Source organism: Paractinoplanes tereljensis (assembly GCF_016862435.1).
Taxonomy (GTDB): domain Bacteria; phylum Actinomycetota; class Actinomycetes; order Mycobacteriales; family Micromonosporaceae; genus Actinoplanes; species Actinoplanes tereljensis.
In genome coordinates this window covers 12,147-25,526 of sequence record NZ_BOMY01000054.1, presented here as the reverse complement: position 1 = coordinate 25,526, position 13,380 = coordinate 12,147, and the positions used below count along the sequence as shown (strand labels likewise).

Here is a 13,380-nt window from a genome sequence, read left to right as displayed (position 1 = left end):
CAGATTCCGCCCACTACTATGTCCGCGGTTGAGGCGGCGGCGAGACGAGGCGACATGCGATGGTTCCGGCGGACACGTGACGAGCGGACCGACCAGCAGGACGCGGCCCGGCGGGTGATGATCGACGGTGTCCGGGAGCGTTTCGGTGTCGATCGCCCGGGATCGTTCCACGATCAGGCGGCCGCGGTCGCCGAGGCGCTGACCGGCCCCGGCGGCGTCGCCGCGGCGGCGGGCATCGTGCACGAGTTCGCCGATTCGGCGTACTCGGAGATCCACGGGCTGGCCGCCGCGCTCTCCCGCCAGGTCGGCTACCAGTTCGCCGTGGACCGGGAGAACTACCGGCCGATGTGGCGCGAGGCCAAGCCGGACCTGCGGTGGCCGCTGTTCAACCTGCCGTGCGGGTTGTTCCCCTACATCCACGTCGCCGGGGCCCTCCAGGCGATCAGCACCCAGGTGAAGCTCACGACCGACCAGAGCCGGCTGCACGCTCATCTCTTCGAGATCCTCGACCTGACCATCGCGGGCTGGGAGTTCGCCTCGGTCCGGGTCGACACCGACGGCGCGGCGCTGGCCGGCCTGCTGATCAGCACCGCGCACGACCTGCGCACCACGATGAGCAAGGAGCCGCCGCTGCCGCTCCCGGTCCGCGAGCTGATGCGCAACAACAACACCATCGACGTGTACGCCCCGGACGCCCACCGCATCGTCGCCGGCATCAACCCGGGCCGCGAAATGCGCGAAACCTTCCTGACCTGACGCCCAGCGCTTTGCTCAGATCTGGGCGAAGCCACCGTCGACGGCAAGGTCGGCGCCGTTGACATAGCTGGACGCGTCCGAGGCGAGGAAGACGGCCACCGCGGCGATCTCCTCGGGTTCGGCCAGGCGGCCGAGGGGAATCATCGCGCCGGCGGCGACCAGCTGGTCGGCCGGGACCAGGTCGATCAGACCCTGGGTACGAGTTCCGCCCGGGGAGAGCACGTTGATGCGGTACTGCCCCGCCCCGGCGCCGTGGGCGAACCCGCGGACCAGGTTCCGGATCGCGGCCTTGGTCGCCCCGTACACGGGGAGATCCGACTGCGGTCGGGTGGCCGCCGTCGATCCGGTAAGGATGATCGATGCGCCCGGGGAGAGCAGCGGCAGCGCCTTCTGCACGTGAACAGCGAGCCTTTGACATTGGTGGTGAACATGGCGTCGAACTGCTCTTCGGTGATCTTGCCCAACGGGGCACTGATCCCGATCCCGGCGTTGGCGACCAGGACGTCGATCCGGCCCGCCTGCTCGGACACCGTCGCGTAGAGCCGGTCGAGGTCGTCGAGCCGGCCGACGTCGCAACGGATTCCCGTCGCCCGCGGCCCGAGCTCGGCCTCGACCTCGTCGAGCTGCGCCTGGCGGCGGCCGGCTACGAAGACGCGCGCGCCCTCGGCGTGGTAGGCCCGTGCGATCGCCAGCCCGATGCCCGCGTTCGCCCCGGTAACCACCGCGACCTTGCCTTCCAGCACTCCCATGGAATACCCCGTCCCTAGTTATTGACTACACGGTCTATAACACCGGTTATGGACCGTGTAGTCAATAACTAGGGGAGCGCTGTGACCCGCGGCATCCTTTTTGAAACGCAGCCCTAAGCGTGGAAGACGCGGAGCGCGTCGAGCGCGACCGCGGTGAGGGCGCCGCGACCGACACCCGAGCGGCCGAGCAGTTCCATGCCCCGGGTGATGGCGACGAAGTACATCGCCAGCGACGACACATTCGCGTCCGCCGGCAGGTCACCGCTCGCCCGCGCGAGCTCCAGGCAATGCGCGTAGATCCCGGCGAGTTCCTCGATGCCGGCCTTGGTGACCGCCGCGAGCTGATCCGACTCGCCGGTCGACTCGACAAGCGCGCGCGTGGTGAGCGAGACCCGGTTGTCGCTGCGGCTGAACTCGATCGCCATCCGAAGTAGGTGCCCGCGGATCCGTTCGAGCGGAGAGGCGTCGCCGTGCTGGAGCGCTTCCGAGACGGCCCGCGCCGCTTCCTCGCGGTCCTCCGAGAGCGCCCGCAGGAACAGCTCCCGCTTGCCGCCGAACGCGTTGTACAGGCTCTGCTTCCCGAGTCCGGTCGCCTGCACCAGGTCGTCCAGTGTCGTAGCGGCGAGACCATGGACGGCGAATACCTCACCGGCGCTGCTGACGACGTCGCGCTCGACGAACTTGCGGGGGCGTGCCATGCCCTCAGGCTAGATGGTCTCGTGGTTGGTCCGGCCGGCGCCGTGTTCACGGTCGATGCCGTCTACCCACCGGGATTTACATCTGTCACGATGATCTCCCTCGAAATAGCTGCAACGTTTCGGGGTCCCGCGTGCGTCTCTCTAGCAGAGCCATGATCGGCGCCGGTTGGCTTCCCCCTCGAATGTGAGAGTCATGATTCAGCGACGCAAGGTGATCGTCGGTGCGGTGGGCGCGGTAGCGGCCGCCACTGCTGCTGGGTGTTCCACATCCGGCCGGAAGGGAGGCGACGCCACCTCCTGGGTCGGGACGGCGGCGGAAGCCGAGCAGAAGGCGGTCGTCGCGCCGGTCCGGTTGACCGTGACGCCGACGCACGGAAACACCGAGGTGTCGCCGGTGAAGCCGATCGTCGTCAGCGCCGCGGACGGCGCCCTACAGTCGGTCACCGTCACCGCCGGCAAGGTGACGGTCGAGGGCGCGATGCAGGGCGACGGCACCTGGCGGTCGACCGAGGACCTCGGGTACGGCAAGAAGTACACGGTGACCGTCGTGGCCGCCGACTCCGCGGGCGTGCCGACCACCGAGAACACGACCTTCACCACGATCAAGCCGGAGAACACCGTCACGGCCGCCTTCCAGGCCAACGCCATGCTTTCCCTCAAGAAGGACAGCACGTACGGCGCGGGACAGCCGGTGATCGTCTCGTTCAGCCGTGCCGTCAACAAGAAGGCGGCCGAGCAGGCCATCGAGATCAAGACCTCGCCGGCGGTGACGGGCAAGTTCTACTGGCGCGACGACCGGACGGTGCACTGGCGGCCGGCCAAGTACTGGACCGCCGGGACGAGGATCGACGTGTCCGTCAACATCTTCGGGGCCAAGCTGGGCAAGACGACGTACGGCGCGAAGAACTCGACGACCCGCTTCCGGATCGGCCGGCAGCTGATCGCGCTCAGTGACAACCGGACCCACCTGACGAAGGTCTACATCGACGGCAAGCTGGTCCGCACGATGAAGAGCAGCCTCGGCAAGGGCGGCGGGACGACCGGGTCGAACGGCGAGCGCATCAGCTATTGGACGGCGGGCGGACCCCACGTCGTACTGGGCAAGAAGCGCAAGCACACGATGAGCTCGGCGACCTACGGCATCACCGACCCGGAGGACCCGAACTACTACGTGTCGGAGAACATCGAGTTCTGCACCCGGATCACCTACTCCGGCGAGTACCTGCACGCCGCTCCGTGGAACGGCTCACTGGGCCGGGCGAATCTGTCCCACGGGTGCATCAACCTCAGCACGGCCGACGCCAAATGGGTCTACAACACCTTCCTGGTCGGCGACATCGTCGACGTCAAGAACTCCCCACGCGACCTCCCGATCGGCAACGGCATCGGCGACTGGACAGTCTCCTTCGACAAGTACGGCCGGTAGCCCCTTCGCCCACCGCTCCATCGGAACGGTGGGCGCGTCGATGACCTCAGAGCTTCGACATGACGACGGTGGCCACCTCTTGTTCGACGGCGACGTTCTGCTCGTCGTCGTCCCCATAGGAGTAGACGTCGATCTGCACGGTGCCGTGCAGGACGTAGAGGTGTCCGGCGAGCAGGAAGGCGTCGTCGCCCACCCCGCCGACCGGTTCGGCGTCCGGCCCGATCTGACTGGCGAAACCAGACCTGGTGGTACGGGTGAGGAAGAGCGCGAGCTGTCCACCGTCCTGCTGCCACTGGCAGTAACGAGTCGACGCGCCGGGTCTGGCGCCGTCCTCGTCGATCTGGGTGATGTCGCGCCCGGTCAGGTCGACGACCTCGGGCCGGCTGAGCAGCGTGCACGGGTCGGGCAGGCGGCGCTTCGTCACCGAGGTGAAGCCACCAGTCGCTTCGGCGGTCGCGGCAGCTGCGGCGCTGGTCGTCATGGAGGTGAGCAGGCCGAAGCCGGAAAGGGACGTCGCGGCGACGGCCGCAACCAGAAACGGGACGGAACGGCGAGGTTTCATAACGATCAGATTCCCGGGTCGTCGACCCGCGCCGACTCCCGAGATGAGCAACTTCAGCCATTAGAGGGCTGCGGGCGGCCGACCACAGCTTGGCGGTATCGACCTTCGGCCGGACACCCTCACTATGCGGCGACCACACCCCGCCCCGGGCCGGTGATGCGGCTACCGCGGATCAGCGGTTTGCCACGGATGAAGGAACTGCTCCGGCCCAAGGCCCCAAGTCCGAAGGGTTCCGGTGAGCTCGCTCTCGCCGATTACGGTGGCGGCCTTCACGAGGATCGCGCCGATGTCGTAGTCGAAGCCGTCGATTCGGTCGGCGTCGTAGTCCCAGTGCTTCAACTCGAAGGTGCGCTCACGATCAGCCCGGGTTCAGCCCTCTCGGCCGGCATTCTGGTCGTCGTCGGTGGCGACAGGGCGGATATCGACGAAGGCTCGCCTGCCTGGTCGGGATCCGGCCACCTCGGTGACCAGCCGTCGTCCGAGGCGCAGTGCGGTCAGCTTGTCGGTCGGCCATGGCGCCGGGTCTATTGAGGTACTCACTGGGGCGCCAAGCGGCTCAGAGTTGTCCGGGCCATCGCGTCGAGCCGGGCTTGCAGGTCGTGGTCAGCGCGTCCACCGAGGTCGTCTTCGAGGCGCTCGGCCAGTGCGGCGACCGCCGGGAGCAGGTCGTCCAGCGGGCTGCCCTCATGTCCCACCACGTAGAGACGATGGGTTCCCTCCTCGGCGAGGACGGTCCGGTCGAGGATCCGCTCGCAGGTGTCGGCCGTGATCAGCTCCACGGCAGTCGCCAGGTCTGGTTCTGCGAGGCCGACTTCGGCGGTGACCGCCGCCAGGCGCCGGTTCGCCTCATGCGCCGACAGGGTCCGAGCCGACTCCGCCGCGAGCGCCACCACTGCGTCGCCGTTGACCCCGGCCACCAGCAGGTCGCAGGCCAGCATCACCGCGTGATGAGGTTCGGCGTCGTAGAGAAGCGACCGAGCCTGTTCGACCCGGAGCCGGCGGAGAAGGCTGTCATCCACCGGGCCGAGACTAGTGCGTTGCTATGGCACGCGAACGGCCCTTCAGCGTGGCGGTCTCGGACGTTCTTGTCGGATGGTCATGCCACAATCCCCGGCCATGCACGAGATCGTTACGGCGGCGCTGGTTCGCGCAGGCCGAGTCCTACTCGTCCACCGAAGTCCGAACCGCCACGCCTACCCGGACGTTTGGGATCTGCCCGGCGGGCACATCGAGCCAGGAGAAACAGAACTGGCTGCACTCGCCCGGGAAATGCACGAAGAACTCGGCGTGCAGATAGCAACAGTCTCGGCGATCCACCTGTGCCGGCTGGGGGCAGGCCACGGAGAGGAATCCGTGCGCTTCAGCGCCTGGCTCGTCGACGAGTGGAAAGGGACACCGGCAAACGCCGCTCCCGACGAACACGACGAGATTCGTTGGTTCCGTCCCGAGGAGGTCCCTCCGCTCGCCCACGAACGTATGGGCCCGGCGCTGGTGGAAGCGATGCGGAATACCCGCGCCTGAACATCAACGCGCCGTCACCGGCGGGTCGGTGGCCAGGCCGGGTCCCAAAGTCACGCCCAACTAAACCTGCGGGCAGACCCCGGTACCCAAACTCACGCTATGCCCAGCAAGGCGTAAGCGATCTGCGGCGGCGGCCACCAGGGCTACGCCGAATGCCCGGCGCTGGACGCCTAATCCGGTGTCCCGCCGGCCCTGAGCCGGCGGGACACCTCGGCCGATCCCCGGCGGCAGCTCGCTCCCGCCCCGGCGAGTGCGGCACTCACCGGAGGGTGTCCGAAGAGCACGGGAACGGACGGCGGCCAGCAGGGGCGAGCCGACGGCTGGATCAGCGGCTTTCGGCGAAGTACTCGTAGTTGTCGGCGTTGTCGACCGCGTTGGCCGGGCTCGACACGGCGAGTTGCTTGGCCGCGGTCTGACCGTAGGCGTGGTCGTCGGTGCCGCCGTTGACGGTGAAGTGGCTCGACTCGTGGATCAGTGTTCCGGCCTTCGAATCGGTACCGGTGGCCGGCGCCGACCAGAACGCGTTGCAGAGGTAGATGATGTACGGCTCGTCCGGGTACACATAGGCGTAGTAGTCCTCGTTGCTGGTGCAGTCGAGCGTCACGGTCTTGCTGGTCAGCTCGCTGGTGATCTTGCTGTAGGCAGAGGTCACCCGGGAGAACCGCGACGAGCTGTACGTGCCGAACCAGGTGGTGTAGGCGCCTCCGCCGGAGGTGTTCGCCGCCAGCCAGGTCTGGGACTTCTGCGAGAGTGTCGTGGCGTTGCTGATGGCCGTCTTCAGCGTGGTCTTCTCACTCGTGGTGCAACCACGGTAGGTGAGGGTGACTGCTGCCGCGGCGCCGGCGACGCTCACCTGCTCGGTGGCTGTCGGCGCGGCATCGGACACCTTGGCGGCACCTCGGATGCCGGCGCTGGTGCGCACGGTGGCGCGACCGGCGTTGACCCGCAGCGTGCCCGCGGAGGCCCGCACCTGGGTCGAAGCCAGGGCGACCGTGAAGGTTCCCGGCTGCGACAGGTCATACTCGTCGGCCAGGTCCATGGTCGCGGTGTAGGTGCCACCAGCGGGAATGCTGGTGTAGTCGGCCGCGGTCGGCGCTGCCGGCTTCACCAACTTGCCCCGGTAGGCCACCGGCACACCGTCCCTGGTCACGGCCAGGGTCGCTCCGGAGTCGTGCGCCTGCGGCAGGTCACGGGAGAGCACGCTGACCGGTGCCGCTGACGTGTTGCGCACCGTGAAACGCACGGTGAGGGCGTCGCTGGTCGCCTGGCCGATCTGGACGGTCGTGGTGAGACCGGAGGGGGTGCCGGCCGCCGCTGCGTTCGCCCCGGCGGCGACTGCGGTCGGGACCGCGATCCCGACGGCGAGGCACGCCGCCCAGAGTGGACGTCGAGATTTGCGCACGTGGTTTCCTTTCCCGGGCATCGACCCCGTTGCCGCCTGCTAGATACAGGCGAAAGACGGATATCAATGCGTTAAAATCACGTGCATCAATTTATATGACCGTCATTACGGAACAATGGGCTTCCACATCCCTGGTGGGTCATACCTTGACGTCGCAGAGGGCACGACGGGAAGCCTCGGTCACCACCGGCTGAGGCATCAGTGACCGTCGGGTCATACCGGCTCCAGCAGACACAGTGGAGGTCCGGCAGGTGCGGTGTCGACCTTGCCGAGTTGCTGTCAGCTCCTGACAGCAACTCTCCTGGATCTACACGGATGGGGCGACGAACCGCAGCATCGCCACCGGGCGGCGGTCTGAACCGCCTACCGGTGAGAAACCGGGAAGCGGACCGGAATCCGCCCGTCCGGAAACTCGGCCGCTGCTACGCGACCTCGATCGCTGAGCTGACCGGCGAGACGGATTTACTCAGTGCTTTCCCTCGCCGGCGAAGGTCGGTTCTGCCGCCTCCAGTCGCGGTACCGCTACTCCCAGCCGCCGTGCCTCGGCCAGGGTGTCGGAGCAGATTGCGCGCGGCTCCTCGGTGCCCGGGTCGGAGTGCGCCTCGAAGTTCACGCGCAGCGGGGCGAAATGAGCGATCATCCACGCCATCACCGGGGCCGTCAGCCAGGTGGGCGCGCGGAGCGGCAGCACACTGCCGCGGTGACGGCGCAGGTCGACGCCGCGAGCCTCGATGAGCGGGAGCAGCTCGCGGCTGGTCAGCAGCGCCTCGCGCAGGGCGCCCGTCGCCCCGATCAGCTTGGCCAGTGAGCCCAGCCGCAGGCCCTGCGAGTGCACGCCCGCGTTGAATCCGAAATGGAGCCACAGCCAGCCGCGGAAGTCGGACTGCTCGCGCGGTCGGAGGCCGGCCTCGCGAAACGCCTGGCGTACGGCCCGCTCCCGTGCGGTGAGGGGCTGGTCGAGGGTGCCGAAGATGACCGACGGCAGCAGTGTCCCGCGGAGCACGCCGTCGGCGCCGAAGCCGCCGCCGGCCTGGGGGAAGCCCCAGGCGACCCGGTCGACGGGGAGGGCGCCGATCGCGGCCAGCGGCTCGGCCCAGATGTTGCCGAAGACCAGCACGGTGGCTTTGCCGAGGCGCGGGGCCAGGAAGGCCGTTGCCTCCGGCAGGCGATGGTGCGACACGCTGAGCACGATCAGGTCGAAGTCGTGGTCCGGCGCCAGCTCCTCGCGGTAGCGCACCGGCCACTTCTGCACGACGGGCTGCCCCCACACCCGCCGCCGGGTGTCGAGCAGATCAAGATCAATCCCTTCCCCGTACGCCGCCGCGCGGCCCGGCCGCACGTAGAACTCGACGTCATGTCCGGCCCGTTCCAGGGCCCAGCCGTACACGGTGGCGATCACGCCTCGGCCGAACATCAGGATCTTCAAGGCGCACCCCGGGGTGTGATTTAATCGGAGGTGATCTCCACTTCGAATATATGGAGGTAGTCTCCGTTTGTCAAAGCCACTGCGGGCCGACGCCCGGCGCAACCGTGAGTTACTGCTCGCCAAGGCCAGGGAGGTCTTCGACGCCGGCAGCTTCTTCGACCTGCGTTTCGACGACTTCGCCAGCCTGGCCGGGGTGGGCACCGGCACGCTGTACCGGCATTTCCCCACCCGGGAGGCGCTGGCCGAGGCGGTCTACCACCAGGAGGTCGCCACGCTGTGCGACCGCGCCCGCCACCTGCAGGCCACGCTGCCCGCGGAGGAGGCCCTGAGCACCTTTCTGCGGGGCATGGTCAGCCACATCCAGGCCCACGAGGGCCTCGCCCGCACGCTGGCCACGCTCATGGCCGCCGGCTCAGGTGCGCTCGCGGAGGGAAGTCAGGCGCTGGAGCAGGCGGTCACCGACCTGGTGGCCGCCGCCGTGCAGAGCGGCGCAGTCCGCGACGACGTGGATGCCGGTGCCGTGATGATGGCGCTGCACGGCATCGGCGCGGCCCACGACCGCCCCGATTGGCGGGCCGAGGCCGACGGCCTGATCACCCTCGTGCTGGACGGCCTGCGCCGGCCGCACTCAGACGACAGCCGGCGCGAACACGAACGCCGTGCACCCGGCTGAGACATCGGTCAGGGGATGGGGAGGGTGTCGATATCGGCGATGACGATCTTCCGATCCTCGGCGTCACCGACGGTCTCGGCAAGGGCAACTGCTCGGCTGCGCGAGTCACGCGCCGCCTCGAAGTCGCCGGCGACGGCCTGGGCCCGGGCAAGGCCCTCGTAGGCACTGGCCATGAGCCACACTTCCATCCCGGGGCGGTCGGCGTAGCCCAGGCACCGCCGGGCGTGGTAGAGCGCCGGCTCGGCCCGTCCAAGCGTGGCGTAGACCCGGGAACACTGCCACTCGCCGACGGCCCGATTCTGGTCGTCGCCGACGTTGTCCCAATGGAACCGCGACGCGTGAGCTGTATGGATCATTCGCTCGTCCTCGTCGGCCGACCGGGACTCCTTCTCGAGCAGCGTCCAGGTGTGGTTGAACAGCGTCCGCGCCAGTTCCCGCTCGTCGGGGACGCTCGGTGGCTGGGTGTCCGTCATCGCCATGACGACTCCTCGTTCGTGGTTGAGCAGATGGTCGAGGGAGTGCAGGGCCCGCCGGATCCGGTTGTCGCGAGCCTGCAACGCGGAACGATGCCGGGTCAGCAGACGTCGTGCCTCGTCCTCGCCCGCCCCCGCCAGCAGGGCCCGGATAGCTTCCAGTGGTACGTCGAGGGCACGTAAGCGGGCGATGGTGACGGCTGTTGCGAGCTGATCCTCGGCGTACCACCGATAGCCGTCCGCCGAGACGACCTGCGGCGCGAACAAGCCCAGATGGTCGTAGTGCCGCAGCGCCTTCGTGGTGAGTCCCGCCCGGCGGGCAACCTCTCCCACCGACAGCATCCCGGCCTCCCGCGCTCCCATGCCGTCCAAGCTACGAGATTGCCGCGTGGCAAGGTCAACACTGCCGTTCCAGGAGGGCTGACGGGGGGTGGCCCGTCCCGGCACCGCCCTGCCGGGACGGGCACATCTCAGGCCGGCACCTTTGCCAGCAGCGGGCGGACCAGCTCGTTGAACTCCGCCGGGCGTTCGATCTGGGGCATGTGGCCGGTGTTCGGGAACAGGTGCCAGGACGCTTCCGGGAACGCCGAGCGTGCGGCCGCCAGGTGGGCGTGCGGCAGGATGCGGTCGCGGTCGCCCCACAGCAGCAGCGTCGGCTTGGCGTGCTTCGCCACCCGCGGGAGCAGCTCCGAGCGCCAGCGCGGCGCGATGCCGCGGAAACCGCCCAGCGCCTGCGCCACCTCCAGATAGACCGCGGCGAAATCGGGCTGCCGGGCCACCTTGATCGCCATCGCGATGCGCTCGGGGGTCACCATCGCCCGGTCGGCGAAGACCGTGCGTTCCAGCCGAGGCGCGGAGATCTTGTCGATCCGGGCCAGCAGGCGGCGGCCCAGCCCGGGTACCGCCAGCATGCGCAGGGCGATGGTCACCTCCTTGCCGAAGCCGGCGCTGTTGGCCAGGGTCAGCGTGGACACCCGGGCCGGGTCGTCGACAAGCATCTGCATCGACACGGCACCACCGAGGCTGTTGCCCATCAGGTGCACCGGGCGGGTCTCGCCGAGCGCGTCGAGGGTCGCCCACACCCCGTCGGACAGGGCGGTCAGGTTGGTCGACGCCGGGAGACGCTGGCTCAGGCCGAAGCCGGGCATGTCGATGCTGATCACCCGGTGGTCGGCATCGAGGAGCGGGTGCTGCGCGTCCCAGTCCTCCAGGCTGCGGCCGATGCCGTGCAGCAGCACCACCGGCGGTGCCGCCGGGTCGCCGGACTCGTGGTAGCGGATGCGGGCGCCGTGCACGTCCACGTAGTTCATCGGGCCGCGTCCTGGGGGGCGCGGGTGCGGGACACCGTCGCCGAGGTGGCGGCCCGGACGATGCGCTCGTGCGCCACCGGGAGCAGCCGGGCGAGCAGGTCGGGGACCTTCGCCGAGGAGGCGATCAGCAGGCGGGCCTTGCGCTTACCGACCGCGTCGAGGATCTGCCGGGCGGCCTTCTGGGGCGGGAAGGTCAGCAGCTTGGCGAAGACCTTCTGGTTCGGTCCGACCTCCTCGGCCGGCACGCCGCTGCCGACCAGCGCACTCTCCGCGATCCGGGTGCGGATCCCGCCGGGATGCACCGTGGTGACGCCGATGCCGTCGTCGGCCAGCTCGCTGTGCAGGGCCTGGCTCAGCCCGCGCAGCGCGAACTTGCTGGCGCTGTAGGCGGACTGCCCGGCCGGCGCGATCAGCCCGAACAGGCTGGACACGTTGACCAGGTGGCTGCCGGGGGCGGCCTTCAGCGCCGGCAGCAGGGCGTGGGTGAGCAGCATCGGCGCGCGGAAGTTCACGTTCATCACGGTCTCGAACTCGTCCACGCTGACCTGGTCGAACCGCCCACCCAGGGCGATTCCGGCGTTATTGACCAAAAGACCGAGGCGAGGGTACGAGGTGAGCACCGCAGCGGCAACACCGTCCACCGCCGAGCGGTCGGACAGGTCGGCGACGATCGTCTCGACGGTGACCTGCGGGTGGACCCGGCCGATCCGCTCGGCGACCGGCTTGAGGCGGTCGCCGTCCACGTCGACCAGGACCAGGTTGCTGCCCCGGTCGGCCAGACCGTAGGCGAGCTGTTCACCGATGCCGCTGGCGGCTCCGGTCAGGACGGCGGTGCGGCCGCGGAACACGTAGGGCGTCATGAGGCGAGTTCCTCCACGGAAGCGGGGACGGGGTGACGGGAGAAGGTCATGTCGCGGGTGACGTCGGCGCGGGGGAGGGCCAGCACGTCGCGCAGATAGTTCTGCCGGACCAGCCATGGGTCCCGGTTTCCCTGGCGGGGGAATTTGTCGAGCGCGCGTTGCACGTACCCCGAAGAGAGATCTAGCAACGGACGGCCCTGCTCCTCGGGGTTGTCGGGGGTGGCCACGGCGTAGCCGTGCCGGTCCAGGTGTTTGAGCAGCCGCATCACGTAGCGGTGGACCAGGTCGGCGCGCAGCGTCCAGGACGCGTTCACGTAACCGATGCAGTAGGCCAGGTTGGGCACGCCGCTGAGCATGATGCCGCGGTAGGCGGCGTGCTCACCGATGTCGATCGGCGTGCCGTCGATCGAGGCCTGGATGCCGCCCATCGGGATCAGCGACAGGCCGGTGGCGGAGACCACGACGTCGGCCTCGAGCAGCTCACCGGACTTCAGCCGGATCCCGGCCGGCTCGAAGGACGCGATGTGGTCGGTCACCACCGACGCCTTCCCCGACCGGATCGCCTGGTAGAGGTCGCCGTCGGGGATCACGCAGAGGCGCTGGTCCCACGGCTCGTAGGCCGGGTTGAAATGCTCGTCCACGTAGGCCGGATCCTTCAGCGCATGCACCGCGAAGGCCCGCAGGATCTGCCGCACCCGCTTCGGCCGCCGCCGGGCCAGCTGGTAGAAACCCTGCGTGATCAGCAGGTTCTTGGCCCGGGCGACCCGGTTCGCGGCCTTGGCCGGCAGCACCCGGCGGGCCGCGTCGGCCACGATGTCGCGCGGCGGAAGCACGGTCATGTAGGTGGGTGACCGCTGCAGCATGGTCACGTGCGCGGCGTCGGCGGCCATGGCGGGGACGAGCGTGACGGCGGTCGCGCCGCTGCCGATCACGACGACCTTCTTGCCGGCATACGACAGGTCTTCCGGCCAGAACTGCGGGTGCACGAGTTGCCCGGAAAATTCTTCCAAACCCGGAAAATCTGGCTGGTACGCGGTGTCGTAGGAGTAGTAGCCGGCGCAGGCATACACAAAATCGCAGGTCATCGTGGTGCCGCCGGCCAACCGCAGCGTCCATCGGCTCAGCAGCGAGGACCAGTCGGCCGAGACGACCTTCGTGCCGAAGCGGATGTGCGGGAGGATGCCGCCCTCCGCCGCCGTCTCCTCGATGTAGCGCCGGATCTTCTCGCCGGGCGCGATCGACTCGGCATCCCGCCACGGCCGGAACGGATAGCTGAGGGTGAACATGTCCGAGTCCGACCGCACCCCGGGGTAACGGAACAGATCCCACGTTCCGCCGATCGCGTCGCGCGCCTCCAGGATCGCGTAACTCTTGCCGGGCAGCTGTTCCTGCAGCCGCCACGCCGCGCCGATCCCGGACAGGCCGGCGCCGATGATGACAACGTCGAAATGTTCGGCCATGCCGCCAGTCTCGCCATCTTTGCCCGCGAGGGACTTGCCTGAGCGCGACACTCATTTATCCTTT

At 68.8% G+C, this 13,380-nt stretch carries 14 protein-coding genes and 1 pseudogene; 5 read left to right on the top strand and 10 right to left on the bottom strand.

What is annotated here, in order from left to right:
- Window positions 1-54: 54 nt before the first annotated feature.
- Window positions 55-756, top strand: a complete 702-nt coding sequence (locus tag Ate02nite_RS42350) for a hypothetical protein (protein ID WP_203813605.1) — start codon at window positions 55-57, stop codon at window positions 754-756.
- A 15-nt stretch (window positions 757-771) separates the two neighbouring features.
- Here Ate02nite_RS42350 and Ate02nite_RS42345 read toward each other — a convergent pair.
- Both Ate02nite_RS42345 and Ate02nite_RS42340 read right to left on the bottom strand, forming a co-directional pair.
- Window positions 772-1,505, bottom strand: a pseudogene (locus tag Ate02nite_RS42345) (SDR family NAD(P)-dependent oxidoreductase).
- Window positions 1,506-1,618: 113 nt separating this feature from the next.
- Window positions 1,619-2,203 (bottom strand): TetR/AcrR family transcriptional regulator, encoded by a 585-nt coding sequence (locus tag Ate02nite_RS42340; RefSeq protein WP_203813604.1) that lies wholly within the window; start codon window positions 2,201-2,203, stop codon window positions 1,619-1,621.
- A gap of 193 nt (window positions 2,204-2,396) precedes the next feature.
- On the opposite strand from Ate02nite_RS42340, the gene Ate02nite_RS42335 reads away from it, so the two are divergent.
- Window positions 2,397-3,629: a L,D-transpeptidase gene (locus Ate02nite_RS42335; RefSeq protein ID WP_203813603.1), complete on the top strand. Its 1,233-nt coding sequence runs from the start codon at window positions 2,397-2,399 to the stop codon at window positions 3,627-3,629.
- A gap of 46 nt (window positions 3,630-3,675) precedes the next feature.
- Here Ate02nite_RS42335 and Ate02nite_RS42330 read toward each other — a convergent pair whose 3' ends face one another.
- Entirely contained in the window at window positions 3,676-4,191 is a 516-nt protein-coding gene (locus Ate02nite_RS42330; RefSeq protein ID WP_203813602.1) for a hypothetical protein, read from the bottom strand.
- Window positions 4,192-4,380: 189 nt separating this feature from the next.
- Here Ate02nite_RS42330 and Ate02nite_RS42325 point away from each other — a divergent pair, with 189 nt between their 5' ends.
- A complete protein-coding gene (locus tag Ate02nite_RS42325) occupies window positions 4,381-4,722 on the top strand; it encodes a hypothetical protein (protein ID WP_203813601.1) in 342 nt (113 codons plus the stop codon).
- Window positions 4,723-4,727: 5 nt separating this feature from the next.
- Here Ate02nite_RS42325 and Ate02nite_RS42320 read toward each other — a convergent pair whose 3' ends face one another.
- Complete coding sequence (locus tag Ate02nite_RS42320) at window positions 4,728-5,210, bottom strand: hypothetical protein (RefSeq protein ID WP_203813600.1); 483 nt, start codon at window positions 5,208-5,210, stop codon at window positions 4,728-4,730.
- A 97-nt stretch (window positions 5,211-5,307) separates the two neighbouring features.
- Here Ate02nite_RS42320 and Ate02nite_RS42315 point away from each other — a divergent pair, with 97 nt between their 5' ends.
- Entirely contained in the window at window positions 5,308-5,712 is a 405-nt protein-coding gene (locus tag Ate02nite_RS42315) for an NUDIX domain-containing protein (RefSeq protein WP_203813599.1), read from the top strand.
- A gap of 325 nt (window positions 5,713-6,037) precedes the next feature.
- Here Ate02nite_RS42315 and Ate02nite_RS42310 read toward each other — a convergent pair whose 3' ends face one another.
- Together Ate02nite_RS42310 and Ate02nite_RS42305 are read right to left on the bottom strand one after the other, a co-directional pair.
- Window positions 6,038-7,114: a M35 family metallo-endopeptidase gene (locus Ate02nite_RS42310; protein ID WP_203813598.1), complete on the bottom strand. Its 1,077-nt coding sequence runs from the start codon at window positions 7,112-7,114 to the stop codon at window positions 6,038-6,040.
- A gap of 466 nt (window positions 7,115-7,580) precedes the next feature.
- A complete protein-coding gene (locus Ate02nite_RS42305) occupies window positions 7,581-8,540 on the bottom strand; it encodes a ketopantoate reductase family protein (protein WP_203813597.1) in 960 nt (319 codons plus the stop codon).
- Window positions 8,541-8,607: 67 nt separating this feature from the next.
- Between Ate02nite_RS42305 and Ate02nite_RS42300 the strand changes: the two genes are divergently transcribed.
- On the top strand, window positions 8,608-9,213 hold the full coding sequence (locus Ate02nite_RS42300) for a TetR/AcrR family transcriptional regulator (RefSeq protein WP_239148113.1): 606 nt from the start codon (window positions 8,608-8,610) through the stop codon (window positions 9,211-9,213).
- Window positions 9,214-9,221: 8 nt separating this feature from the next.
- On the opposite strand, the gene Ate02nite_RS42295 is transcribed toward Ate02nite_RS42300, so the two are convergent.
- The 4 genes from Ate02nite_RS42295 to Ate02nite_RS42280 form a co-directional block, all read right to left on the bottom strand.
- The gene (locus tag Ate02nite_RS42295) at window positions 9,222-10,049 is read right to left on the bottom strand and encodes a MerR family transcriptional regulator (protein WP_203813596.1); all 828 of its coding nucleotides are present in this window, start codon (window positions 10,047-10,049) and stop codon (window positions 9,222-9,224) included.
- Window positions 10,050-10,156: 107 nt separating this feature from the next.
- Window positions 10,157-10,996 (bottom strand): alpha/beta fold hydrolase, encoded by an 840-nt coding sequence (locus tag Ate02nite_RS42290; protein ID WP_203813595.1) that lies wholly within the window; start codon window positions 10,994-10,996, stop codon window positions 10,157-10,159.
- On the bottom strand, window positions 10,993-11,856 hold the full coding sequence (locus tag Ate02nite_RS42285) for an SDR family NAD(P)-dependent oxidoreductase (RefSeq protein WP_203813594.1): 864 nt from the start codon (window positions 11,854-11,856) through the stop codon (window positions 10,993-10,995). Before Ate02nite_RS42285 ends, Ate02nite_RS42290 begins: the two co-directional genes overlap by 4 nt.
- Window positions 11,853-13,316 (bottom strand): flavin-containing monooxygenase, encoded by a 1,464-nt coding sequence (locus Ate02nite_RS42280; protein WP_203813593.1) that lies wholly within the window; start codon window positions 13,314-13,316, stop codon window positions 11,853-11,855. Before Ate02nite_RS42280 ends, Ate02nite_RS42285 begins: the two co-directional genes overlap by 4 nt.
- Window positions 13,317-13,380 lie beyond the last annotated feature (64 nt).

What these genes read in the sequence shown, in the direction of transcription:
- Ate02nite_RS42285 (WP_203813594.1), bottom strand. Translation starts at nt 11,856, where the DNA reads ATGACGCCCTACGTGTTCCGCGGCCGCACCGCCGTCCTGACCGGAGCC.
- Ate02nite_RS42335 (WP_203813603.1), top strand. Translation starts at nt 2,397, where the DNA reads ATGATTCAGCGACGCAAGGTGATCGTCGGTGCGGTGGGCGCGGTAGCG.
- Ate02nite_RS42315 (WP_203813599.1), top strand. Translation starts at nt 5,308, where the DNA reads ATGCACGAGATCGTTACGGCGGCGCTGGTTCGCGCAGGCCGAGTCCTA.
- Ate02nite_RS42280 (WP_203813593.1), bottom strand. Translation starts at nt 13,316, where the DNA reads ATGGCCGAACATTTCGACGTTGTCATCATCGGCGCCGGCCTGTCCGGG.
- Ate02nite_RS42340 (WP_203813604.1), bottom strand. Translation starts at nt 2,203, where the DNA reads ATGGCACGCCCCCGCAAGTTCGTCGAGCGCGACGTCGTCAGCAGCGCC.
- Ate02nite_RS42330 (WP_203813602.1), bottom strand. Translation starts at nt 4,191, where the DNA reads ATGAAACCTCGCCGTTCCGTCCCGTTTCTGGTTGCGGCCGTCGCCGCG.
- Ate02nite_RS42290 (WP_203813595.1), bottom strand. Translation starts at nt 10,996, where the DNA reads ATGAACTACGTGGACGTGCACGGCGCCCGCATCCGCTACCACGAGTCC.
- Ate02nite_RS42325 (WP_203813601.1), top strand. Translation starts at nt 4,381, where the DNA reads ATGAAGGAACTGCTCCGGCCCAAGGCCCCAAGTCCGAAGGGTTCCGGT.
- Ate02nite_RS42350 (WP_203813605.1), top strand. Translation starts at nt 55, where the DNA reads ATGCGATGGTTCCGGCGGACACGTGACGAGCGGACCGACCAGCAGGAC.
- Ate02nite_RS42295 (WP_203813596.1), bottom strand. Translation starts at nt 10,049, where the DNA reads ATGGGAGCGCGGGAGGCCGGGATGCTGTCGGTGGGAGAGGTTGCCCGC.